Below are 22,704 nucleotides of genomic sequence, written 5' to 3'. Positions count from 1 at the left end.
CTATATACTATTAAGTAATTAAGTAATTATATACGCATATTATAAAATAGATTTAAAATTATTGCAAGCTACTTATCAAAATCATAAAAGAGGTCAATAATTGACCTCTTAGCCTAAGCTTAAATTACACTTACTCCTGTCGCTATTTGTTCTGGACCATCAACTAAAGCATGACCAAACTTACCGAAAATAGCAACAGCAACTCTTCCTTCTCCACGAACAATAGCTACTTTAAATCCTCCACCTAATCCAGGATTAATTAAATTTAATTGAGTATAGGCATCTTTAACTGCACTAGATATTGCTAATTTGTCCTTAAGCCGTTCTTTAACTACTCCACGAGCAATAGCAGCTACTGTAGCACTTTCTCGTAATTTAATAGGTAAATTCTCCGCATTAGCTCCTGTTTGAGTAATAGCTGGTTTATAGCCATACCCTTTAATCTTATCCAACCAATACTCTTCATAATCTCTACTTCTAGTCATAGCTAAATAAATCGCAGAACTTTCAGGCGTTAATTTAGCTGTTCGTTCCTCTTTAACATATCCAGAAACTATATCATCAGAAGTTATAACACCTGCTAATTTTTCATTTTTATCAAAGACTGGAACCCCAGCAATCTGATTATCAGATAACACTTGAGCCACCTCTTGAATAGTCTGACTTTTATATACTTTAATTAGATCTGTACTCATAATTTCTTTAACCTCTAAATCAAAATCACGCTGTTTTACTAAATCACTATTGGTGATAACCCCTACTACTTCTCCAAGGTTATCCACTATTATTAAACGTCCAATATTATGAACACTCATAACCCTTTCAGTTTCTGCAACAGTTGCATTTTCATTTGCTGTAATTACATCTTCAATCATTAATTCCTCAACTAACATAACTACCTTACCTCCTTTTTATTCTACACTGACTATAGCTTGTACAGCTATACCTTCTTTATTCCCTGTAAACCCTAAACCTTCTGTTGTAGTTGCCTTAAGATTTATTCTTATTATTGATATATTCAATACATTAGCAATTTTTTCTTTCATTTGAGCAAGATAAGGAGCTAATTTAGGCTCTTGAGCAATAATAGTAGCATCTAAATTATTAACCTCATAATCCTGTTCTAATAGTAATTCTTGGACCTTTTTTAATAATCTTAAACTAGAAATATCTTTATAAGTAGAATCTGAATCCGGAAAATGCTTACCAATATCTCCAGCTCCAATGGCTCCTAATATTGCATCCATAATTGCATGCACCAAAACATCCGCATCAGAATGTCCTTTAAGACCCAAAGCGTGATCTATATTCACTCCGCCTAAAATTAATTTTTCTCCATTGACCAATCTATGAACATCATATCCAATTCCAACTCTCATTATCTTCTCCCCTTTATAATTGTTTCAGCAATCATTAAATCCTCAGGGGTTGTTACTTTCAAGTTTTCATAACTACCATGTATTAATTTAACTTTCTTACCTAATCTTTCTACTAACATAGAGCTATCAGTCCCTACAAACCCTTCATTCTTAGCTTCTTCATAAGCTTCTAAAATCAGATTATAGCTAAAAGCTTGAGGAGTTTGAATAGCCCACAATTTAGAACGATCAGGAGTCTTATCTACAAATTTTTCATTATCTATCATCTTGATTGTATCTTTAACTGGAACAGCTACTCCAACAGCTCCATAATCTTTAAGCTCTCTAATAGTACATTCTAAAAGCTCTTTTGTAAGCAAAGGCCGGGCTCCATCATGAATCAGTACATACTCTGCAGAATCAACAGCTTGTAATCCATTATAAACTGATTCTTGCCTAGTTTGACCACCTTTAATTACCTGACTTACTTTATCAAATTTATACTTATCAATTACTTCATGCTGACAGTAAGCAATCTCATCTTCTCTAGCTATAACAATTATATCTTTTATTTGCTCAAACTCTTGAAACTTTTCAATAGTATGAGCTACAATAGGTTTATCCGCTAAAGAAAGATACTGCTTATTTAAATCACTTCCCATCCTTCTACCTTGTCCAGCAGCGGGAATAACAGCAACTATTGACTCCATAATACCTAAAACCACCTTATAATTATAATGCTTTTTCAACTGCTTTAGGCTTAGCAAAAATCATTCTTCCAGCAGCTGTCTGTAATACACTAGTAACCATGACATCTATTTCATCTCCTATATGATTCTTACCATCATCAACGACCACCATGGTTCCATCATCTAGATAGCCTACTCCCTGACCTGCTTCTTTACCATTCTTAATAATCTTAACTTCCATTTCTTCACCTGGTAAGACAACAGGTTTAACAGCATTGGCTAATTCATTAATATTCAACACAGATACTCCTTGTAATTCAGCAACTTTATTAAGATTATAATCATTAGTCACAACTTTTCCATTAAGCACTTTAGCTAATTTAACTAATTTGCTATCAACTTCATCAATATCTTCAAAGTCCCCTTCATAAATTTCTACTGGCATTTCTAATTCTTTTTGCATCTTATTTAAAATATCCAAACCTCGTCGACCTCTATTTCTCTTTAAGAGATCTGCTGAATCAGCTATATGTTGTAATTCTTCCAATACAAATTCTGGAATTACTAAAACCCCATCCATAAAATGAGTTTGACAAATATCAGATATCCTTCCATCTATAATCACACTAGTATCTAATATTTTACAAGGGGATCTAAATTCATCTCTTTCTTCAGTTTCATCATTTTTCCCATCTTTTGAACTACTTAAAAGATTATTATTACTTAAATTTAAAACACCTGTTAAGTTCTCAAATAACCTAAAGAGATCCTCTTTTTTCTTAATAGCTAAATTTAGTCCTAAATATCCTAAAGTTAAATTAACTAAAACTTGCAATGAAAGACCAAATTTAGGGATAGAAGATAATGAAAATGAAAATATTAAAATAATTCCTAATATAAGACCAATTATTAAACCAAAAACTCCTGCAACAATATCCTGAAAAGGAATCTTGTGCAGTTTTGATTCAAAACTTAAGATGATTTGGAATAATTTTTCAATTATTACCGGTAAAAGAAAATAACCAATTAATCCTCCAGCTAAAACACCATAAGCTTGATGACTAGTTATTAAATTACCAATATTATTTAAATTAAACTGTAAAGTTTCCGCTAATCCCAATACATCTACAATCTGATAACCAATAACTGCCCCTAAAATTGTAAATATAGCTCTCCAAATTCTTTTTAACACTTATTTCACCTCCTTTGTAAACAACAAACGTCAGGGTACCCTGACGTTATTCTTCTTCTTCCTCTTCTTCAACAAATATTTCATCAATCTGTTGTTGGATTTCCTCTTCACTTTCATCTTTAGCTAAAACTAATTCACTAACTAAAATTTGTCTACAATTACTTAACATCTTTTTTTCTCCAGTAGATAACCCTTTCTCCATATCTCTTAAGGTTAGATTTCTAACTACTTCTGCTACTTCAAATATATCTCCAGTTTTAATCTTTTCGGTATTACTTCTATATCGTCTATTCCAGTTTTGTGACATCTCACTCTTCTCATCATCTAATACCGTAAATACATCGTCTACTCTTTTTCCATCTATAACGTCCCTAATTCCAATATCCTGTACATTATCCATTGGAATCATGACCTTCATTTCCCCAATCGGTAATTTCATAATATAATATCTCTTAGTCTCTCCAAGTACTTCTTTCTCTTCAATCCCAACAATAGTTCCAGCACCATGATTAGGATAAACTATCTTATCACCAGTTTCAAACATTAATAACCCTCCATTCAATGTATAATAAACCATTTAATTATACCATTCTTCAATGAAAAAGTCAATTACAGATACATCCTCTGTTCCAATAATGCTTGATCTCTTAAACGTTTCAAACCTTCCTTTATAGCTTGTGCTCTCACTTCTCCAACTCCATCTACATCATCTAGTTCATCTATAGAAGCATTTAAAACCTCCTGGAAATCGCTAAATGTCTCTACTAAATTTTCAATCACCGGCATAGGTAATCTTGGTATTTTACGTAATAATCTATATCCACGAGGTGATACAGAAAGATCTAATACACTCATGTTCCCTCCATAACCTAACTTCTTACTAATTGTCGTTAAGCTAACTAAATCATCAGATACATAGTTTGAAATATTATCTAGAATATCTTCTGGAGAATTACTCAACTCTTCAGATTCTAACTCTTCATCACCTTCCTGAGAATCATCATTTAATTCAATTTGAGATTGAGTAATATAATCTTTAATTAATAGAAGTCCTTCTCCTTTGACATTAGCTAGTAATTCCTCTAGCTGCATATTAATCAATCTACCCTCTGTTCCTAATTCATTAATATACCTCTCAATTTCTGTTCCTATTCTTAAAACCATTTCTGTCCTCTGTAAAACCGTTGTTACATCAGAAACAGTAACTAAGTCTTGAAATTCTAAAGCACTTACTTTATTTAGAGTTTGATCTAAAACACTTCTATATTTCTCTAATGTCTGAATAGCCTGATTAGCTTTAGCTAAGATCACTCTAATATCCTCTAATACATATTTTTGTTCTTCTTTATATAAAGATATAATATCTCTTCGTTGAGAAATCGAAATTACTAACTCTCCAGTCTGTTTAGCTACTCGTTCTGCAGTCCGATGTCTAGTCCCTGTCTCCATTGAAGTAATAGAAGGATCAGGAACTAATTGAGCATTAGCACATAAAATTCGTTTGCAATCACTACTAAGAACAATAGCTCCATCCATTTTTGCTAATTCATATAAGCGTGCAGAAGTCAATTCACTATTAATATTAAATCCACCATCTACTATTCCTAATACTTCTTCACTATCACCAACTACTATTAGCCCACCAGTCTTAGCTCTTAAAATGTTCTCTAACCCCTCTCTAAAAGCTGTCCCCGGAGCTAAAAGTTTAAGTACTTCTTTAAAATTTTCATTTTTAATTCGCACTTTATTTTACTCACCCCCTAAAACTAAATCCAATACCTCTGAAATCTGATTAACCCCAAAAACATCTATTTCAGTTACATCTAAGTCTAAAGAGGAAAGATTGTTTTCAGGAACTATAAATTGCTTAAAACCTAATTTGCATGCTTCATTAATCCTTTTTTCTACTTGACTAACAGCTCTAATTTCTCCTGATAATCCTATTTCTCCAAAAACCACTAAATCATCAGAAATAGATAGATCTCTAAAACTAGAAATTATAGCTACAACAATCCCCAGATCAATACCAGGCTCATCAACTTGAACACCACCAGCAATATTAATATGAACATCTTGCCCTTGAATATGTAGCCCTAATCTTTTCTCTAAAACTGCCAAGATTAAAGAAACTCTTTTATGATCTACTCCAGAAGTCATCCGACTTGGATTCCCAAAATTAGCAGTACTAACTAAAGCCTGCACCTCCACTAAAATAGACCTAGTCCCTTCTAAACATGATACAATCACTGATCCAGAAATATCTTCAGGTCGCTCTGAAACAAAGCGTTCTGAAGGATTTAAAACTTCTATTAACCCTTGTTGTTTCATTTCAAAAATACCTATCTCATCAGTTGAGCCAAACCGATTCTTAACAGATCTTAAAATTCTATATAAATGATGCTGGTCACCATCAAAATAGAGCACAGTATCAACCATGTGTTCTAATACCCTTGGTCCAGCAATAGCTCCTTCTTTAGTAACATGACCTACTAAAAATATAGATATCTCCTCAGTCTTTGCTAACCTCATTAGCTTACTAGTGCATTCCCTCACTTGACTAACACTACCTGGGGCTGAATCATAGTCTGGATTATAAATAGTTTGAATTGAATCTATAATTACTAAATCTGGGTCTATCTCTTTAACCTCTTCTTCTATTAAAAAATAGTTAGTCTCTGCTAATATGTATATATCAGAACTAGAAACATCTAATCTATTTGCTCTTAACTTAACCTGATGTGCAGATTCCTCAGCCGATATGTATAAGACCCTTTCATACTTATTGCTAATTTGATTAGATACTTGTAATAAGAGGGTCGATTTTCCTATTCCAGGTGCTCCACCAATTAAAGTAAGTGAACCTGGAACAATTCCTCCTCCTAAAACCCTATCTAATTCACCAATTCCAGTCTCTAATCTACCAACTTTCGTCGTTGTAATTTCATCTATCTTATGTGCTTTATTTTGGCTTTGAAACTGCTGTTTCTTTTTCTTTTTTTCCTTTTCTTCCTTCTTATCATATATTTCTTCGACTAAAGTATTCCAACTACCACAATCATCACATTTTCCACTCCATTTTAAAGCTTCATGTCCACATTCTTGGCAGATATATCTTCTTTTGATTTTTGCCATTATTAACCACCTAAAATTCATTACTTTACTCTTTTAACTTATCTTTAAATCTAACTTTTATTATAACATTTTTAGAACAATTTAACAAGTAGTTATATAATAAATCAAGCAGAGGGATCCCTCTGCTTGATTTATTATTAAATTATGCTTTATTAAAAGTAATTTCATCTTCTTGTGCATTTATTATAATCTTATCCCCATTAGTGAACTTTCCAGCTAATAACTCTTCAGATAATGAATTCTCCACTAATCGCCTAATAGCTCTTCTTAAAGGTCTAGCACCAAACTCTTTATCAAAACCTTCTTCAGCAATTATCTCTTTAGCTAGCTCAGTAACTTCAATTTCAATATCTTGTTCTGCTAATCGTTCTGCAACTTCCTCTAACATTAAATCTACTATCTGTTTAATATGCTCTAAATCTAAAGCATGGAAAACAGTAATTTCATCTAATCTATTTAAGAATTCTGGTCTAAACTGTTTCTTTAATTCAGAAGTCACCTTCTCTTTCATTCTTTGATAAGAAGCATCAGAATCCTCTTCTCCAGATCTAAAACCTACACCACTTTGATTTTCAATAAGATTAGCTCCTACATTAGAAGTTATAATAATTATTGTATTCTTAAAATCTACTGTTCTTCCTTGAGCATCAGTTAATTGTCCATCTTCTAAGACCTGCAATAATGTATTGAATACCTCTGGATGAGCTTTTTCAATTTCATCTAATAGGACTACTGAATAAGGTTGTCTTCTTACTTTTTCAGTTAATTGTCCTCCTTCTTCATGGCCTACATACCCTGGAGGAGCTCCTACTAATCTAGACACTGCATGCTTTTCCATATATTCTGACATATCTATTCTAATCATCGCTTCTTCATCATCAAACATTGACTCTGCTAAAGTTCTGGCTAACTCAGTTTTACCAACACCAGTAGGACCTAAGAAGATAAAGGAACCTATTGGTCGTTTAGGATCTTTTAAGCCTGCCCTTGCTCTACGTACTGCTTGAGAAACAGCATTGATTGCTTCATCTTGACCAATAATTCTTTCATGTAACTCCTCTTCAAGTCGTAATAGTTTTTCCGTTTCATCCTCTGTTAATTTAGTTACTGGAACTCCCGTCCAATCAGAGACTATCTTTGCTATATCTTCTTTAGTAATTACAGCCTCATCTCTACCTTTTTGGTTTTGCCATTCTTCCTTAATTTCCTTAAGTTTTTGTTTTAGACTCTCTTTTTTATCACGTAATCGGGCTGCCTTTTCATAACTTTGTGCCTTTACAGCTGCTTCTTTTTCCTGCTCTACTCTTTCTAACTCCTTATTTAAGTCTTTAATCTCTGGCGGAACAGTATTTTCTTTTAGTCTCACTTTTGAGCCAGCCTCATCAATCAAATCTATAGCTTTATCCGGTAAAAATCTATCTGTTATATAACGCCTAGAAAGGCTAGCTGCTGCTTTAATCGCTTCCTCAGTAATCTTAACTCGATGATGTGCTTCATAAACATCTCTCAATCCCTGTAAAACTGTTACAGTTTCATCTATAGACGGCTCTTCAACAATAATTGATTGGAATCGGCGTTCTAATGCTGCATCTCTTTCAATATGTTTTCTATACTCATCTAAAGTAGTAGCACCTATACATTGTAATTCTCCTCTAGCTAAAGCGGGTTTAAGGATATTAGCAGCATCAATAGCACCTTCTGCTGCTCCTACTCCAACTAAATTGTGTAACTCATCAATGAAAATAATTACATTACCTACTTCATTTATCTCTTTCATAACTCCTTTCAATCTCTTTTCAAATTCACCTCGATACTTAGAACCTGCCAATAAAGAACTTAAATCTAAAGCTACAACCCTTTTATCTACTAATGTTTTGGGCACTTCATCTTCAGCAATCATCTGCGCCAAGCCTTCAGCAATAGCTGTCTTACCTACACCTGGTTCTCCAATTAAAACAGGATTATTCTTCTTTCTTCTACTTAGAATTTGAATTACTCGTTCAATCTCTTTATCACGCCCAATTACTGGATCTAATTTTTCCTCTGTAGCTAACTCAGTTAAGTCACGGCTAAATTCATCCAATGTAGGAGTTTTAGTATTCTTTTTTGATGTCTGAGTAATCTTACTTTCACCTAATTGTTTAGTGATTTTACCTCTTAATTCATTCAGTTTTATATCAGAATTTTTTAGAACTCTAGCTGCCACTCCTTCTCCTTCTTTAATCAAACCTAATAATAAATGTTCAGTTCCTATATAATTATGTCCAAAGCTTCTAGCCACTTCCATGGCTAAATTTAAAACTTTCTTAGTTCTAGGCGTGAAATTTAACTTCTGCGCTTTAGATGAATTATCACCATCACCAACTACTTCTTTAATCTCTTTTCTTAACTCTTTTAAATTAAGTCCAGCCTCACTTAATGTCTTAGATGCTATACCTTCTCCTTCATTTAATAAGCCTAACAATAAATGTTCAGTTCCTACATAATTATGACCTAAATTTTTAGCCTCATCTTGTGCTAAAACTAAAACCTTTCTAGCTCTTTCCGTAAATCTCCCAAAAAGCATAATTCTACACCCCCGCTTTATATTATAACTACTCTTTATTTGAAATTCTTTCTCTGATTAACTCTGCACGTTTTTCATCACGTTCAGTAGAACTTAATTCTCTACCTTCTAATCTTTGTAAAGCTGCTGAATTAATTAAAACCATTAGTTCGTTAAATATATTGGTAGGTATATCTTCAATTATACCCAAATCTATCCCTAACCTTACATCAGATAATAGTTTCATTGCTTCTTTACTTGATATCCTTCGAGCATGCTTTAGAATACCATAACCTCGATAAATCTTATCTGTTAAATCCAATTTATTATTCTTCAGTAACATTTTTCTCAAACTTCTTTCTTGGTCAATAATCTGTTTAATAACACCTTCCAAGTTCTCAATTATTTCTTCTTCTGTAGGCCCTAATGTTACTTGATTAGAAATCTGATAAATATTCCCTAACGCTTCAGTCCCTTCACCATATATTCCTCTTACTGCTAAACCTAACTGAGAAGTTGCCCTTAATACTTCACTAATCCGTTGGGTTAAGCTTAAAGCTGGTAAATGGAGCATTACTGACGCCCTCATTCCAGTACCAGCATTAGTAGGACACGCTGTTAAATAACCATACTCTTCACTGAAAGCGAAATTTAATTCTGCTTCTAACTTATCATCAACTTCATCATTTAACTGCCAAGCCTCTTCTAACTGCAAACCAGGATATAACACCTGCATTCTTAAATGATCTTCTTCATTAATCATAATACTAATACTCTCATCATCTGTTAAGGCTAATGCTTTGTTTTTACCAGGATTAGCATGTTGAGGACTGATAAGGTGTTTCTCTACCATTACTTCTCTTTCTAAACTTGGAATAGTTTCTAATTCTAAAACTTTCAAACCCAAATCTTCTATATTATCTAAAGCATCCTTTACTTTATCTGCTATTTCAGATAATGCTTCTGCAGAAGCATTATTAGGAAATGGCAACCCCATAATATTTCTAGCTAGTCTGATTCTACTGCTAATTACAACATCTCCTTTTGGACCAGCCCCTTTCATCCATTTATTTAAAAAATTATTAACTTTTTTATTCCAGGACATAATCCCACCTCCACTTATTTAATTTCTGTTTCCAACTCCTTAATCTTATCTCTTAACTCAGCTGCTTCTTCAAAATTTTCCTTCTGTACAGCATCTTGCATCTTCTGGCGTAACTTTTTAATCTCTTTTTTAGTTCTAATGACACCACCGGCTCTTTGTGGAACTTTACCGGTATGTTTTTTGCTACCATGAATTCTTTTTAACAGTTTATCGGCGCGCCCCTCAAACTCAGTATAACATTCATTACATCCTAACTTCCCCGCTCGGCTAAACTCATTATAACTCAAACCACAACTCTCACATCTATCTTCAGACTTATAATCTAAATTAAAATTAGATTTATTAGAACTAGAACCAAAATCATTATTTAATAGTCCAGCTAATAAATTATTAAAGGAGAAAGATTCATTTCCAAAAGCTATTTCGCCTTTCTCTTGAGCACATTCTTCACAAAGATAAAATTCTTTCTTCTTCCCATTAACTATCTTAGTAACATGTACCGTTGCTTTATTCTCTTGACATTCTTGACAGACCATCTTCTAATCCCTCCTATCACTATTGATTACTATTTAGCTAATACATCTAAGGTGGAACGTAATATCCTAGCTCTTAACACATCTCTTCCAGGTAAATCTATATTTAAACTACGACGATGTATAATAGCCTCTAATAACTCTTTTTCGCGTTTAGTGATAATCTCTTCTTCATACAGCCTCTGTAATATGTTCAGTGTCTTCCTTTGAGAAATTCCTTTTCCTAACTGATTACGCATCAATTTTAAAGTTTCTAATTTAGAGCCATGTTCTACTTTAGTAATCTTAATATAACCCCCACCACCACGCTGACTCTCTACGATATATCCGTTTTCCATATTAAATCTTGTCTTTAATACATAATTTATTTGGGAAGGTACACAATTAAATTCCTTAGCTATCTTATTCCTTTGAATCTTAATAATGCTTTTAGTATCATTGTTTTTGGCTAATCTTTTTTTAAGATAATATTCTATCTCCTCTGACAGATTTCCCATTGTCGCCCTCCCTTCTTTTACTTTGACTATCTTTGACTATCATAATTCTATTATACATATTTTAATTAATTTTGCAAATCAAATTAATACTGATTATAAGCTATTAACATCAATTATTATTAATCTATAATGATTACCACTATATATCTGATTCTTTGATATATAACCTAGAATAAACCATTCCTTAATAATAAAAATTATATATAAAAACGAGAAAAACTAAAACCATTCACCATCATTATTACCAATACTAAACCAACAAGTAGTAAAAAAGAAAAGACAGTCAACTCTCTCCATTCTTCATTCTTTACTAAAGTTGGAACCTCAAATATTATAATACCAATAAAGATAGCTGCTATGAGAATATTCTGCAATATCATCCACCTTCCTTTTGATATTATCCTTTTAATATTGTGACTGCTCAGCATTCTTTATTAATCCATAACGTCTAATTTGAGCTGTAACCTTAATATTCACTTTTAAGCTAGGAAAAATCTCATCCCAATCATCCTGCATTTTCTTCCATTCCTGCGGTAATTCCCTATAAAAAGCTTTACTAAATCCTAAAATATCATTATTTAATTCTTGTGATCTTTTTATTGCTAATTCTATTTCATTACGAATCGCTGCCGCTTGTCTATCTTCTAACATCTCTATCTTCTCAAGTGTAACTAAATTTTCAGGACACTGTTTGTCAGCTAGATTGCCTTCTTCACTAATCTCTATATCTATTTGTGGTTCACCATTAACTATCTTAGGAATAAGCTCTCTACTAGCACCTATAATCTCAAGACTAATCTTTTTTTCTTTATCATCAGGACAATTAACTATTATACTTCCACTTTGAACATCTCCTCTAATCCACAGTAAACCTCTAGTTGCTCTTTCCCCAAACCAAGCAACTAATTTATCATCTTTAAATACTGCTGCCCCATTTACACGCATTCTCTTTTTAGGCTTTTTAGCTCCTGTTTCTTTCGCTTCTTTTTCTTCTTTTCTTAAATTTTCTTTTGCAACTAATTCAATCGGCGTAGCAACCGGTGAAACATCCTGACTAGTCAACCTTGGAATAAATTGCTGCACATCTGCACTAAATACCTTACCACTTATGCTTTTACTTTTCATTAACAAATCTATCCCTACAGCAGGAATCTTCTCTAATTCGGTTTCAGTTTCTAATATTTCTTTTGCCTCTACACCTTTAGCCACTAATATCCAGCTTCTCCTTCTTAATTCCGGATCCCGATTAAAGAGGTCTAAACTTTTATTTATACCTTCTCTAGCAAATTCCTCTCCAAAGATAATAGCTATATTATGGGCCCAAAATAGCTTTCTACCGGTCTGTTCTGTAAGATTTCTGATTGCATCAAAGACTGTATAACCTGTAGCAGATACCGTCCAATAAGCTTTAGTTCCACTTGCTCCTTTTGCTCCTTGCGCTTTAATTTGAGATGGTTTTATTATCTGAGCAGTAAGCTTTAATTTATCTTTATCTTTAGCCTGGTCAATTCCTGTTGCTGCTACTAAACCTAATTGATCAATCTCTGTTCTATCATAACAACCACTTATAGTAGTTAATAAAATAATAATAATTGTTATAAGCAAAAATTTTTGATTCATTAAAATTCACCTCTAATTCCACGAATTTTAGCTATTAATAGTAGTAATATTGGAATTCCTAAAACTAAAAAAGCCAAATATAAAGAAATTGATCTTTCAAAAGCTAAATTAATAAGTACTCTTACATTAAAAGCAATCATTATAGATAGAGATAGCATAATTACACCTAACGGTAATACTACTGATTTATAACTTTTCAAATTAAAAAATTCAGCTGTAGCAACTGACATACAATAATAAAAGACTGTAATTTTAATGAAGCCGCCGCCGACCCAACTAGCTACTAATAGAGCATCTATTCTTTCTATAAATCCAAAAAGGCTAATATATCGAATTAAACCTAAGACAGGTAATGTCAATTGAGATGTTTCTGTACCAAATAAGGCTAATATTTGAATCATTGTTAATAAAACTAAAATAGTTGATATCATTAGACCTTTATAAACTGAACCCATGGCTTGTTTAGGACAATTAATAGCAGGTAAAATCATAAGCATTACAACCATCTCACCTATAATAGGCATATGAGAACTAGTACCTTTAATAACCGGAAATATTCCATCAGCTAAAACCGGCTTCAAATTAGAATAATCAACTTCAGGAATTATTAATATAAACATAATAATTAAAAAAAGAATCACTGTAGGTAAAATTAATTCATTAACCCTAGAGATAACTTCAATTCCATTCCGAACAGCTGAAGCTGAAATAATTATTATTAATGCTATTACAAGCTCCATTGGAGTCTGAATGAGAAAATTACTAGTTAATACCTCACCGAATTCTCTAACAATAATTATATTAACATATAAATAGACTAATATATAAAATAAAGTAATTACCTTACCAAAAAATTTACCAACGATTAATGAGCTATAACCAGCAATCGTTTGGTTAGGAAACCTTAAAGCTAACTTAACAATAAAATAAATGAAGATAGCACCAACAACAGCAGCTAAAATTATAGATAACCAACTATCTTGAGCAGCATACTTTGCAGTTATAGAGGGCAGAAAGAGTATATTAGTAGAAATCAAAACTACAATCAAAAGCCATTGCAATTGTTTTCCAGAAATCTTACCTTCTTCTAACATTTAGCAGCCTCCTAATCAGAGTGCTTTAACTCTTTCTCATCATCTTCAGGATCTTGAGGTTTTTGATTAACCTCTTGTCTAATTTGATTTTCAGTATAAAGATTAGGCCGAGTATTCATAGCCCACCAAGGAGCTCTCACTAAAACATCTTTTAAATCTCGATAAGTCCCTGGTGCTAATGGAGAAAGATAAGGTATTCCAAACGATCGTAAAGAAGCCATATGAATAGTGATCATTAATAACCCTAATAAGATTCCAAACATTCCTAATATAGCAGATAAAATTGTCAATAAGAATCTTAATGGAATTAAAGTAAAGGCTAAATCAGCAGACGGAATTACAAAGACACCGACTCCAGTTAAAGCAGCCACAATTACCATAGGGGTACTGGTTAATCCAGCAGTAACAGCTGCTTCTCCTAAAATTAAAGCACCAACGATACTGACTGCTTGACCTATAGGTCGAGGCATCCTTGTTCCTGCTTCTCGTAAAATTTCAAATAATAGCCCCATTAATATGGCTTCTACTACTGAAGGAAAAGGGACACCTTCTCTTTCTGCAGCAATACTAATTATCAATTGAGTAGGTAACATTTCTTGATGAAAACTGACTATAGCCACATAAAATGCAGGTAATAAGAGAGTAGTAAAGAAAGCTACAATTCTTAACCACCGAGTAAAAGTACTGAAGGATGCTCGTTGATAATAATCCTCACTGATTGATAAATATTCAACAAAAATAGTGGGTACCGTTAAAGCTGATGGTGAGCCATCAACTAAGATAGTTACTTTCCCTTCTAATAATTTGCCTGCTACTCCATCTGGCCTTTCTGTTCGATGGATAGTAGGTAAAGGAGATAGTGGAGCATCTTCTATATATTCTTGAATATAACCAGTATCTAAAATAGCATCAACTTCAATATCCTTTAACCTTGTCTTTACCTCTTTGACTATTTTAGGATTAACTATACCTTCTATGTACCCTATAGAAACTTGAGTCCTACTCACACTACCAATCACCATACTTTCAAATTTGAGATTAGTATTCTTAATCTTTCTTCTAATTAAGGATGTATTAGTTCTTAAAGTTTCTGTAAAGGACTCTTTTGGACCGCGAATTACCTTTTCAGTAGTTGGTCGCTGTACCCCTCGTTCATCCCAACCACGAGCACTAATTATCAGTGATTGATCATAGCCATCTATAAAAAGTACTGTATCTCCTGATAATACAGCATCTATACTTCCTTTAAAATCATCTGATTCTTTAACACTCTGAAAAGTCAAAACTCTTTCATTGACCCAGTCATACATATCAGAAATCTCATCTTCACCTGGTGGAACACCACGACTTTGAACCATTAAAGGCTGTAATACATCTCTATTAATTATTTTTTTATCTATCATACCATCAATCATTACAATTAAAGCTTTGACTGAACTATTACCAATAACAAATTCTCTAATAGTAACATCATCACTCTTACCAAAAAGCTCTTTAACTTTTTTATGTACTTTATCTATATCACTAGAAATCGGTATTCTCTCTTGTGTCTTATTACTGTCTTTATCATCCTTGCTAAATATATTTCTAGCTTTATCTATTAACTTTTTAAACATAAAATCACCCTTAAGCAAAATTTCAAATTTTTTTAGATTACCTCTACATATTATTTGTAATATCACTTAAGGGTATTCATCTTTCTACTTATTAAATTTTAAAGTTGTATTAATCATATCTTTTAAGGTTTTTACTACATCACCCTCTTCTTTAATAGTATCTACAATACAATCCTGAGCATAATCTTCAACAATTGCTAAGCCTATTTTGTTAATTGAGGATTTTATCGCTGAAATCTGAACCAAAATTTCTAAACAATCTTTATCTTGACTAATCATTTTTTCTATTCCTGCAGTATGTCCTTTAATAGTGCGTAATCTATTTAATAAATCTTGTTTTGATTTTTTGGTTCTCATTACATCACCTCCAAAAAAATATACCAAGTAGCTTATTTAGGCTAACTTGGTATATTGGTACATTCAAATATATAGTTACTTTATAAATTAGATAACACTCTTCTTTTTTAAAATTGATTTTGGACTTACTAAACGTTTTTCTAAATCTAATTCACCTTTAGAGAACCCTAAACTTAATGCTAAAAGCTCAGTGATATATAGAATTGGCATATTTAAATTTCTTCCTATTTGTTTTTCAATCTCAGTTTGACGAGAGTCTAGGTTAAGCTGACATAAAGGACAAGCAACAGAAATGACGTCAGCACCAGCAGCTTTAGCATCTTTTAATATATTTCCACTATGCTTTAATACAATATCAGTTGCAGTCAACACATATGATGCACCACAACAGTCAGTTTTAGATCCCCAGTCAACTACCTCAGCTCCTAAAGCTTCTAACAATCTGTCCATACTCTGAGGATCAGTTGGATGATCAAAGTTCGTAACCTTCGCTGGTCTAGTCAAAAGACAACCATAGAAAGGAGCCACTTTTAAACCTCTTAAAGGTTTCTTTACTTTACTTTCAATAGTGTCTATACCTACTAAGTCAACTAAAATTTCTATTAAATTATAGACTGAGACTCCACCTTTATAAGGCTTTTCAAGCACGTTATTTATCTCTTCTGGATGTTCTTCAAATTCTACTTCTACTTGCTTAATATGATTATAACATGCAGCACACGGAGCAGTCATCTTATCAAGCCCCTGTTCTTCTGCCTGAACTAAATTTCTAGCTGATAAACCTAAAGCTAGAAGATGATCAGTCTGATGAGCTGGAGTAGACCCACAACAGTTCCAATCATCTATCTCCACTAAATCAACTCCTAATGTCTCTAAAACATTTATTGTAGCTTCATTATAACCTTCAGCAGTGGATTCTAATGAACAACCAGGATAATACCCTACTTTCATTAAATTTGCCCCCTTTCTTTTCTTACATTTTTAAATATCTTCTCAACTTCACTTCGATTCTTAATCTTATGTGGAAAAACATCTCCGACTCCTACCATACCCTTTATAAACATCTTTGGACCTAACTGCATATCTTTTAAATACTGTTTCTTAGCAATATTTAACCTAATCATAAGTCCTACTTCATGGGACTTACCATACTTCTCAACCGCATCTAAGAAGATATCATTAAATAAAGCAATATCTTTTTCCCTTGATTCTACCCCTTCTTCTTTAGCCATATCTCGTAATGCTTGCATTATTTCATACATCTCTACTTCTGAAGGACAGTTGGCCTCACAAGTAGCACAACCTATACATGTTTGAATTGATTTGCTTTGTAACAAAGGCTTCTTTATCCCATGAATAATCATCTCTAAAATTTGGTTAGGAGAATAGTCCATGTAAGTGGAAAAGGGACAAATTCCAGAACATTTTGTGCACTGAATACAGTCACTTAAATCCTGTCCACTTCGCTTCTCCACCGCCTCTATTAAGCCTCGCTCCTCTGGCAATATATCAACCTTCATCATTTTCACCTCTTTTATCGATTTTTATCAACCTTCTTTTTTCGGACAATGAGCTTTCTTGACAAATCTTCTATTTATTTCGGAAGTGTTAGGTTTAATTCCCTTTTCTCTAGCCATTTCTCGTAGAGTCTTCATGATTTGATTAACACTAATTGCTGCAGGACAATTCACCTGACATTCATCACAGGTCTCACAAATCCAAATAGCTCTACTATTTAAAACGGTATCTTCTAAGCCGTCTATTATTTGTTCAAGAAGTTGTCTGGGAGTATAATCAAACTTAGCACTCTTTTGACACATCCCTCCACACTTATAACACTGCAAACATTTAGTCAAATTGCTATTAGTCCTAGATTCTACTTTCCTTAAAAAACTATCATTTGCAGGAGTAGGATCTATTTTATATAACATCTAATTTCACTTCCTCTAATAATTTAATTATCTTAATATTTTATAAATAAGATAAACCCTCACTAGCAGCAGCTTTACCCATAGCTACACTTTCTCTAATTTCTAGAGGAGCAGTACAACTACCAGCTAATAAAATACCTTCTTTAGATGATTTAACAGGCTCCATATTTGATTGAGCTTCCTTATAGAAACCATACTCATCTGTTTCAATTCCTAAAACATTAGCCAGTTCTTCTGAATTTTTTTGTGGTTCCATAGCACTAGCTAATACAACTAAGTCTGCTTCTAGTTCTACCGGATCACCGATTAATGAGTTCTCTGCTTTAACTAACACTTTATTATTACCTTGATTAATAACCTTAGAAACTCGTCCTCTTATATATCGAACACTATATTCTTCAATTGCATCTCTAATAAATTCCTCATAACCTTTTCCTAAAGCTCTAATATCTATATAGAATACAAATGCATTTGCACTAGGCACCTTTTCTTTAAGTAAAATAGCATGCTTAGCTGAATAAGTACAACATATTTTTGAACAATAACGATACCCTTTAACTTGGTCTCTTGAACCAACACAATGAACAAATGCTACATTACCTCCATCATACTTCTTAATATCACCGTTCATTACCATTTTTTCATACTCTTGACTAGTAACTACGTTATCTAACCTCTTATAACCATACTCACTGTAGTCATTTGGTTCCATATAATTAAATCCACTTGCTACCACTACAGCTCCTATTTCTTCAGTAACTTTATCTCCATTTTCGTTAATCTCAACTTTAAAGTCACCTGCTTTACCACTAACTGAAGTTACTTCTGAATTAAACTTAATTTCTACATTATCATTGTCTTCTACCTTAGCCTTTTGGTCATCTAAAAGAGGTTGTGCATTATCAAGTTCTGGGAAAGTTGCTGCCATATCATTAACATTTCCACCTAATTTTCCAGTCTTCTCTACCAAAATTACAGATTTATCATTTGTTGCAAGCTCAGCGGCTGCATTAATACCTGCAACACCACCACCTATAACTAATGCTTTTTTACTCATTTTCATTCCCCCATACAATTGTAGTTGGATACTAAAAAAATATTAATCTTTATATTACTAAATTATATTATTAACCTTCGTAATCAACATCAATCTTATTTAGTGCTTCTTTGAATCGATTTTGACCACCAATATGTGCTTTAAAAGCTAAACGTTCTTTGGATAATCCTAAAGCCATACCTACTAACTGAGTAATATGAATAATAGGAATATCAAGTTCAACATTATCTCTATAATCTAACTGTTGTTGCATGCGATCCAATTGACTTAAACAATAAGGGCATAAAACAATAACAAAATCCGGATCTGCTTCATCTCTAATACTTGTTAACTTCATTTCACTATGCTCTAGTGATTTTTCTTTATCATTAATAACCTGAGTAAATCCTGTTCCACAACATTCACCACTAGCAGTATACTCTACATTCTCTCCACCCATTATTTCAACCATTTCCTGAATAAAGGTTGGATATTGAGCATCATCAATTGCTCCATACTTACCCCCACCTAAATAATGGCAACCATAATGAGTAGCAAACTTTAATCCTTCTAAAGGTCGTTCAACGTTTTCAGCAATTCTATCTTTAAGTTTATATAATAAAGCACCTATGTGAAAGATATCGCTTTCACCTTTATATTCACGCCCCATCATATTTAACATCATATTTACGCTTTCTCTAACCTCATCATTTCCATTCATGAAATGACCAAATTCATTTAAAAATGTCCAACAACCATTACATACTGCACATATATCTAAGCCTTGCTCCTCAGCTAAAGAAATATTTCTAGCCACAGCAGGCATAGAAGCAGTAGGTGCTGCTACGTTAGCAAAAGTTACGAATCCACCACAACATGTTTGATCTTCTGAAACAACTGGCTTGACACCTAACTTATTTAAGATATCTAATGTACATGATTCGATTCCTGGATACTTATTACTAGCTACACAACTTTGAAAATAGAAAATTTCATCAGGAATTGGAATATTGTCTACTAATTCTTCTCTAATACCGCTTAGTTTATCAAGTTTATGCATTCTCTGCACCCCCTGTTGGTACACCATAATTATAGAAACGATAATGTGTCTTTATGTCTCCTACTTTTCTTGGTAACTCCTTAGTCTTACATTTCTCTTCAATTCTTGGTGTGCATTTACTACAATCATATAACTCTACGCCACCGATTTTCTTCATGAAGCTAGTCATACCACTCAAATCAGAAATCATATTGATTTCAGCGACAGCTTCCTCAGTAACCTGTCTCTTACGAGGCATACCTGCTTCCTCTCGAATATTTGCTATATCTCCACGTTCTTCAAGAACATAAGGATTCCTTTCAGATGGAGAAACAGTAATTCCATCACTTAAGTAATCTTGTTCTGCATACTTCTGTAACTGCTTAACATCTTCCCAACCAAAACCTTGGCTCATTGCAGCCAGACGAGTCATGAATACAAAAAATGGGAAGTTAATATCTACTGGACAAGTAGCAAAACAACCACTACAAAAGAAACACTGCCATAATTCAATACTTGACACTATTCTCTTAATATTACCATTAACTAAGTCAGCTATCATTTTACGAGGATTATAACTTGGATTTACTGCAGCTGCTGGACACTGCCCTGTACACTTTCCACATTGAAGACACTTCTCAGCTCCATTAACAAAACCCATTGCGATAGGCTTCCATTTTTCATAAAAGGTATCGCTCCAATCATTTGCATTTTCTAGCACTATTAAACACCCCTTCCTTCATTATCTCCTAAACTTATTGCATCAGCAACAGCCTCTTTCATCATTGGCATCATCTCAGGCATGAAGTTCATGAGATCTTCTCTATACTTCTTACCTCGCATGGCATACTTGAACATACCAGGCATCATCTTCATCATTCTACCAAGTGGCATCTCCAAGCTAAACATGTCGCCAAAATAATCTAATATTTCTTCTCCAACTTCCTCACCAGAAGCATCAAAAACCTCAGTATAATTCTTCTCTACATAAGCATCTTTATGCCTTTCCATTAATTTAATCCCTCCTTAAGACATTTTCCTCTACAGCCTGTGGCAATAACCCTTTTGGTTTTTGGGTCTTTTAAAAAAGAGTGTGAATGCTCACACTTTGAACAGTATTCAAGGTTCAAAATGTAATTTACTCCATTACACTCTGGACATAAATACTCTTTAATATTTGGTGGCAATTCATCTTCTCCTTCAACAATTACATCAATAAATTTTGGTCTCAATTCTTCAATTAATTTTCCACAGCTTTTACATTGAAACAAGAATACACCTCCCTACCCTCCCCAATGGAAGGGGCATAATAATTATATAACTTTTGGTAATTAAAGTCAAGAGAGGTTATGATTCTATTCTACTACATTCTGTGAATAGTATAAAAGATTCTGTAACTCTAGAGTCAAATCTACTCCCTGTAAATATACATCATCAGGAATATCTAAGTGAACAGGAGCAAAATTTAATAATACTTTCATATCATTCTCTATTAAAATATCAGTGATTTCATGTGCTGCTCGTGCAGGTACAGCAATTATTCCTATTTGTGGATCAAGTTCATCTATCATTTGAGGTAATTTATCAGTATGCTGAATTTCAATTTGACCAATAGTTGAACCAACCTTGTCTTCATCTTTATCAAATATAGCCTTAATACGTACTTTACAATTATTATTGACTTGATTAAAATTACCAAGTGCTGTGCCTATATGACCAGCTCCAATTAATATAGCAGTCTTTTCTTCATTTAAACCACAGATCTTTTTTAATCTATTTAATAAATCATCCACTTCATAACCAACTCCACGTACTCCAAACTCACCGAAATAAGTTAGATCTTTACGAAATTGTGTTGCTTTTAATCCAATTCTATCCTCTAATTGTTGTGAAGAAACAATTTCAGTTCCTTTAGCCTTTAATTCCTCTAAGACACGTAAATATAATGGTAACCTTCTAATTACACTATCTGGGACTGTTTTATCCTTCATTACACTCCCCCTTTCCTTTAGAGTAGTGGCTTTTTTCACATTTATAATCAAAAAATAATAAATCTAGTCCGTCCCCGCCCCGCGGGGGTGATTAAACTTAGAATATCACATTAGCCTTATTTTGTCAAATTGAATTGGTTATCATTTCCTTCAAGTAATTTCTATTAAAAGATTTGAAACTAATTTATGAATACTCCTTCTATTTTGATAGGAAATAAATCATTCACAATATTTTGACACTACCCTGTATAATAATATTAATTCCACCACTGGTATGTATACTTCTATCTTGCTGATCAATTCTCCTGCTAAACTAATTGTTAATTTTTACATTAAGTTCAATTTATCAGCATTTTGCCTAATAATATTCTTAAACAAAGGAGACAATACTTATAAATTAACTAAATGCTAATTAATAAATATGCATTATTAATATGATTTAATAGTTTAATTATAATTCAAATATCAAATCTATAGAAGATGATCTTTAACTTTATTAATAGAATATAAAATAAAATCAGGAAAAAGGTGGGATATGCTATGTTTGAAAAGTTCATTACAGAATTATCAGCAAAATTAACTATTGATAATTTGAATCAATTGAAAGAATCCGATCCTAAGAAGTATGATGAAACATTAAAATTGTTCATCGTTGCTGCTGAAGTAGGTACTAAAATGTTAAAGGAAAGCCCTAAATTTCGTAAAGTTTTCGCAGAGATTCATGCAGAATTTCTAAAATATCCAGAAAGTAAAGAAGTGATTGAAACAGCATTAAATGCTAATAAAAAAATTAACTCTTAAAATACAAAATCCATACCACTATGGTATGGGAATAAAACTTGTTTTATATTTAATTTACATTTAATATAATCAAAATGGTGAGCCATGGAGGAGTCGAACCTCCGACACCCTGATTAAAAGTCAGGTGCTCTGCCAGCTGAGCTAATGGCCCATATTGTAAATGGAGCT

26 protein-coding genes and 1 tRNA gene are annotated in these 22,704 nt (G+C 32.9%); 1 reads left to right on the top strand and 26 read right to left on the bottom strand.

The features are described from left to right. Positions 1-119: 119 nt before the first annotated feature. The 25 genes from B5D41_RS12235 to B5D41_RS12120 form a co-directional block, all read right to left on the bottom strand. The gene (locus tag B5D41_RS12235) at positions 120-893 is read right to left on the bottom strand and encodes a HutP family protein (RefSeq protein ID WP_078810941.1); all 774 of its coding nucleotides are present in this window, start codon (positions 891-893) and stop codon (positions 120-122) included. Positions 894-911: 18 nt separating this feature from the next. Then, complete coding sequence (ispF, locus tag B5D41_RS12230) at positions 912-1,379, bottom strand: 2-C-methyl-D-erythritol 2,4-cyclodiphosphate synthase (protein WP_078810940.1); 468 nt, start codon at positions 1,377-1,379, stop codon at positions 912-914. Next, complete coding sequence (gene ispD / locus B5D41_RS12225; RefSeq protein ID WP_078810939.1) at positions 1,379-2,068, bottom strand: 2-C-methyl-D-erythritol 4-phosphate cytidylyltransferase; 690 nt, start codon at positions 2,066-2,068, stop codon at positions 1,379-1,381. Before ispD ends, ispF begins: the two co-directional genes overlap by 1 nt. Before the next feature lie 22 nt (positions 2,069-2,090). Then, entirely contained in the window at positions 2,091-3,239 is a 1,149-nt protein-coding gene (locus B5D41_RS12220) for a PIN/TRAM domain-containing protein (RefSeq protein ID WP_078810938.1), read from the bottom strand. Between the two features lie 46 nt (positions 3,240-3,285). Next, entirely contained in the window at positions 3,286-3,783 is a 498-nt protein-coding gene (locus B5D41_RS12215) for a CarD family transcriptional regulator (RefSeq protein ID WP_078810937.1), read from the bottom strand. A 65-nt stretch (positions 3,784-3,848) separates the two neighbouring features. Then, positions 3,849-4,982 carry a DNA integrity scanning diadenylate cyclase DisA gene (gene disA / locus B5D41_RS12210; protein WP_078810936.1) on the bottom strand — a complete coding sequence of 378 codons (1,134 nt, stop codon included), beginning with the start codon at positions 4,980-4,982 and terminating at the stop codon, positions 3,849-3,851. Positions 4,983-4,988: 6 nt separating this feature from the next. Beyond that, positions 4,989-6,371, bottom strand: a complete 1,383-nt coding sequence (gene radA / locus B5D41_RS12205) for a DNA repair protein RadA (protein WP_078810935.1) — start codon at positions 6,369-6,371, stop codon at positions 4,989-4,991. A 142-nt stretch (positions 6,372-6,513) separates the two neighbouring features. Then, positions 6,514-8,937, bottom strand: coding sequence for an ATP-dependent Clp protease ATP-binding subunit (locus B5D41_RS12200; protein ID WP_078810934.1), 2,424 nt, complete (start codon positions 8,935-8,937; stop codon positions 6,514-6,516). A gap of 28 nt (positions 8,938-8,965) precedes the next feature. Beyond that, positions 8,966-10,021, bottom strand: coding sequence for a protein arginine kinase (locus B5D41_RS12195; RefSeq protein WP_078810932.1), 1,056 nt, complete (start codon positions 10,019-10,021; stop codon positions 8,966-8,968). Between the two features lie 14 nt (positions 10,022-10,035). Then, the gene (locus tag B5D41_RS12190; RefSeq protein WP_078810931.1) at positions 10,036-10,557 is read right to left on the bottom strand and encodes a UvrB/UvrC motif-containing protein; all 522 of its coding nucleotides are present in this window, start codon (positions 10,555-10,557) and stop codon (positions 10,036-10,038) included. A 29-nt stretch (positions 10,558-10,586) separates the two neighbouring features. Then, positions 10,587-11,051, bottom strand: coding sequence for a CtsR family transcriptional regulator (locus B5D41_RS12185; protein WP_078810930.1), 465 nt, complete (start codon positions 11,049-11,051; stop codon positions 10,587-10,589). A gap of 197 nt (positions 11,052-11,248) precedes the next feature. Further along, complete coding sequence (locus B5D41_RS14165) at positions 11,249-11,425, bottom strand: hypothetical protein (RefSeq protein WP_159442962.1); 177 nt, start codon at positions 11,423-11,425, stop codon at positions 11,249-11,251. Between the two features lie 31 nt (positions 11,426-11,456). Then, positions 11,457-12,671: a Ger(x)C family spore germination protein gene (locus B5D41_RS12180; protein ID WP_078810929.1), complete on the bottom strand. Its 1,215-nt coding sequence runs from the start codon at positions 12,669-12,671 to the stop codon at positions 11,457-11,459. Further along, a complete protein-coding gene (locus B5D41_RS12175; protein WP_078810928.1) occupies positions 12,671-13,765 on the bottom strand; it encodes a GerAB/ArcD/ProY family transporter in 1,095 nt (364 codons plus the stop codon). Before B5D41_RS12175 ends, B5D41_RS12180 begins: the two co-directional genes overlap by 1 nt. Positions 13,766-13,776: 11 nt before the next feature. Then, entirely contained in the window at positions 13,777-15,381 is a 1,605-nt protein-coding gene (locus B5D41_RS12170; protein WP_078810927.1) for a spore germination protein, read from the bottom strand. Positions 15,382-15,465: 84 nt separating this feature from the next. Continuing rightward, positions 15,466-15,738: a metal-sensitive transcriptional regulator gene (locus B5D41_RS12165; RefSeq protein WP_078810926.1), complete on the bottom strand. Its 273-nt coding sequence runs from the start codon at positions 15,736-15,738 to the stop codon at positions 15,466-15,468. An 87-nt stretch (positions 15,739-15,825) separates the two neighbouring features. Further along, complete coding sequence (locus tag B5D41_RS12160; RefSeq protein WP_078810925.1) at positions 15,826-16,689, bottom strand: CoB--CoM heterodisulfide reductase iron-sulfur subunit B family protein; 864 nt, start codon at positions 16,687-16,689, stop codon at positions 15,826-15,828. Beyond that, a complete protein-coding gene (locus tag B5D41_RS12155; protein ID WP_159442961.1) occupies positions 16,689-17,258 on the bottom strand; it encodes a 4Fe-4S dicluster domain-containing protein in 570 nt (189 codons plus the stop codon). The genes B5D41_RS12160 and B5D41_RS12155 overlap by 1 nt, the downstream gene beginning before the upstream one ends. 27 nt (positions 17,259-17,285) lie before the next feature. Continuing rightward, complete coding sequence (locus B5D41_RS12150; RefSeq protein ID WP_078810923.1) at positions 17,286-17,669, bottom strand: 4Fe-4S dicluster domain-containing protein; 384 nt, start codon at positions 17,667-17,669, stop codon at positions 17,286-17,288. A gap of 40 nt (positions 17,670-17,709) precedes the next feature. After that, complete coding sequence (locus B5D41_RS12145) at positions 17,710-18,726, bottom strand: CoB--CoM heterodisulfide reductase iron-sulfur subunit A family protein (RefSeq protein ID WP_159442959.1); 1,017 nt, start codon at positions 18,724-18,726, stop codon at positions 17,710-17,712. 70 nt (positions 18,727-18,796) lie between these two features. Beyond that, a complete protein-coding gene (locus tag B5D41_RS12140) occupies positions 18,797-19,765 on the bottom strand; it encodes a CoB--CoM heterodisulfide reductase iron-sulfur subunit B family protein (RefSeq protein WP_159442958.1) in 969 nt (322 codons plus the stop codon). Next, positions 19,758-20,465 carry a 4Fe-4S dicluster domain-containing protein gene (locus B5D41_RS12135; RefSeq protein ID WP_078810920.1) on the bottom strand — a complete coding sequence of 236 codons (708 nt, stop codon included), beginning with the start codon at positions 20,463-20,465 and terminating at the stop codon, positions 19,758-19,760. The genes B5D41_RS12140 and B5D41_RS12135 overlap by 8 nt, the downstream gene beginning before the upstream one ends. Positions 20,466-20,467: 2 nt before the next feature. Beyond that, positions 20,468-20,755 (bottom strand): hypothetical protein, encoded by a 288-nt coding sequence (locus tag B5D41_RS12130; RefSeq protein WP_078810919.1) that lies wholly within the window; start codon positions 20,753-20,755, stop codon positions 20,468-20,470. Next, positions 20,755-21,015 carry a hypothetical protein gene (locus tag B5D41_RS12125; RefSeq protein WP_078810918.1) on the bottom strand — a complete coding sequence of 87 codons (261 nt, stop codon included), beginning with the start codon at positions 21,013-21,015 and terminating at the stop codon, positions 20,755-20,757. Before B5D41_RS12125 ends, B5D41_RS12130 begins: the two co-directional genes overlap by 1 nt. 84 nt (positions 21,016-21,099) lie before the next feature. Continuing rightward, entirely contained in the window at positions 21,100-21,735 is a 636-nt protein-coding gene (locus B5D41_RS12120; RefSeq protein ID WP_078810917.1) for a redox-sensing transcriptional repressor Rex, read from the bottom strand. Between the two features lie 540 nt (positions 21,736-22,275). Between B5D41_RS12120 and B5D41_RS12115 the strand changes: the two genes are divergently transcribed. Next, on the top strand, positions 22,276-22,536 hold the full coding sequence (locus B5D41_RS12115; protein ID WP_078810916.1) for a hypothetical protein: 261 nt from the start codon (positions 22,276-22,278) through the stop codon (positions 22,534-22,536). A 75-nt stretch (positions 22,537-22,611) separates the two neighbouring features. On the opposite strand, the gene B5D41_RS12110 is transcribed toward B5D41_RS12115, so the two are convergent. After that, positions 22,612-22,687, bottom strand: a tRNA-Lys gene (locus B5D41_RS12110). Positions 22,688-22,704: the final 17 nt, after the last annotated feature.

The organism is Selenihalanaerobacter shriftii, from assembly GCF_900167185.1.
GTDB lineage: Bacteria > Bacillota > Halanaerobiia > Halobacteroidales > Acetohalobiaceae > Selenihalanaerobacter > Selenihalanaerobacter shriftii.
The sequence above is the reverse complement of the archived record's forward strand: the minus strand, read 5'-3'. Positions and strand labels throughout refer to the sequence as shown.

Bases quoted from the DNA above. Each gene is read 5' to 3' on its own strand.
- B5D41_RS12200 (WP_078810934.1), bottom strand. From the start codon at position 8,937: ATGCTTTTTGGGAGATTTACGGAAAGAGCTAGAAAGGTTTTAGTTTTA.
- B5D41_RS12150 (WP_078810923.1), bottom strand. From the start codon at position 17,669: ATGTTATATAAAATAGATCCTACTCCTGCAAATGATAGTTTTTTAAGG.
- B5D41_RS12145 (WP_159442959.1), bottom strand. From the start codon at position 18,726: ATGAGTAAAAAAGCATTAGTTATAGGTGGTGGTGTTGCAGGTATTAAT.
- B5D41_RS12190 (WP_078810931.1), bottom strand. From the start codon at position 10,557: ATGGTCTGTCAAGAATGTCAAGAGAATAAAGCAACGGTACATGTTACT.
- radA (WP_078810935.1), bottom strand. From the start codon at position 6,371: ATGGCAAAAATCAAAAGAAGATATATCTGCCAAGAATGTGGACATGAA.
- B5D41_RS12165 (WP_078810926.1), bottom strand. From the start codon at position 15,738: ATGAGAACCAAAAAATCAAAACAAGATTTATTAAATAGATTACGCACT.
- B5D41_RS12215 (WP_078810937.1), bottom strand. From the start codon at position 3,783: ATGTTTGAAACTGGTGATAAGATAGTTTATCCTAATCATGGTGCTGGA.
- B5D41_RS12140 (WP_159442958.1), bottom strand. From the start codon at position 19,765: ATGCATAAACTTGATAAACTAAGCGGTATTAGAGAAGAATTAGTAGAC.
- B5D41_RS12235 (WP_078810941.1), bottom strand. From the start codon at position 893: ATGTTAGTTGAGGAATTAATGATTGAAGATGTAATTACAGCAAATGAA.
- B5D41_RS12180 (WP_078810929.1), bottom strand. From the start codon at position 12,671: ATGAATCAAAAATTTTTGCTTATAACAATTATTATTATTTTATTAACT.
- B5D41_RS12195 (WP_078810932.1), bottom strand. From the start codon at position 10,021: ATGTCCTGGAATAAAAAAGTTAATAATTTTTTAAATAAATGGATGAAA.
- B5D41_RS12170 (WP_078810927.1), bottom strand. From the start codon at position 15,381: ATGTTTAAAAAGTTAATAGATAAAGCTAGAAATATATTTAGCAAGGAT.
- B5D41_RS12115 (WP_078810916.1), top strand. From the start codon at position 22,276: ATGTTTGAAAAGTTCATTACAGAATTATCAGCAAAATTAACTATTGAT.
- B5D41_RS12130 (WP_078810919.1), bottom strand. From the start codon at position 20,755: ATGGAAAGGCATAAAGATGCTTATGTAGAGAAGAATTATACTGAGGTT.
- ispD (WP_078810939.1), bottom strand. From the start codon at position 2,068: ATGGAGTCAATAGTTGCTGTTATTCCCGCTGCTGGACAAGGTAGAAGG.
- B5D41_RS12155 (WP_159442961.1), bottom strand. From the start codon at position 17,258: ATGAAGGTTGATATATTGCCAGAGGAGCGAGGCTTAATAGAGGCGGTG.
- B5D41_RS12120 (WP_078810917.1), bottom strand. From the start codon at position 21,735: ATGAAGGATAAAACAGTCCCAGATAGTGTAATTAGAAGGTTACCATTA.
- B5D41_RS12185 (WP_078810930.1), bottom strand. From the start codon at position 11,051: ATGGGAAATCTGTCAGAGGAGATAGAATATTATCTTAAAAAAAGATTA.
- B5D41_RS12175 (WP_078810928.1), bottom strand. From the start codon at position 13,765: ATGTTAGAAGAAGGTAAGATTTCTGGAAAACAATTGCAATGGCTTTTG.
- B5D41_RS12160 (WP_078810925.1), bottom strand. From the start codon at position 16,689: ATGAAAGTAGGGTATTATCCTGGTTGTTCATTAGAATCCACTGCTGAA.
- ispF (WP_078810940.1), bottom strand. From the start codon at position 1,379: ATGAGAGTTGGAATTGGATATGATGTTCATAGATTGGTCAATGGAGAA.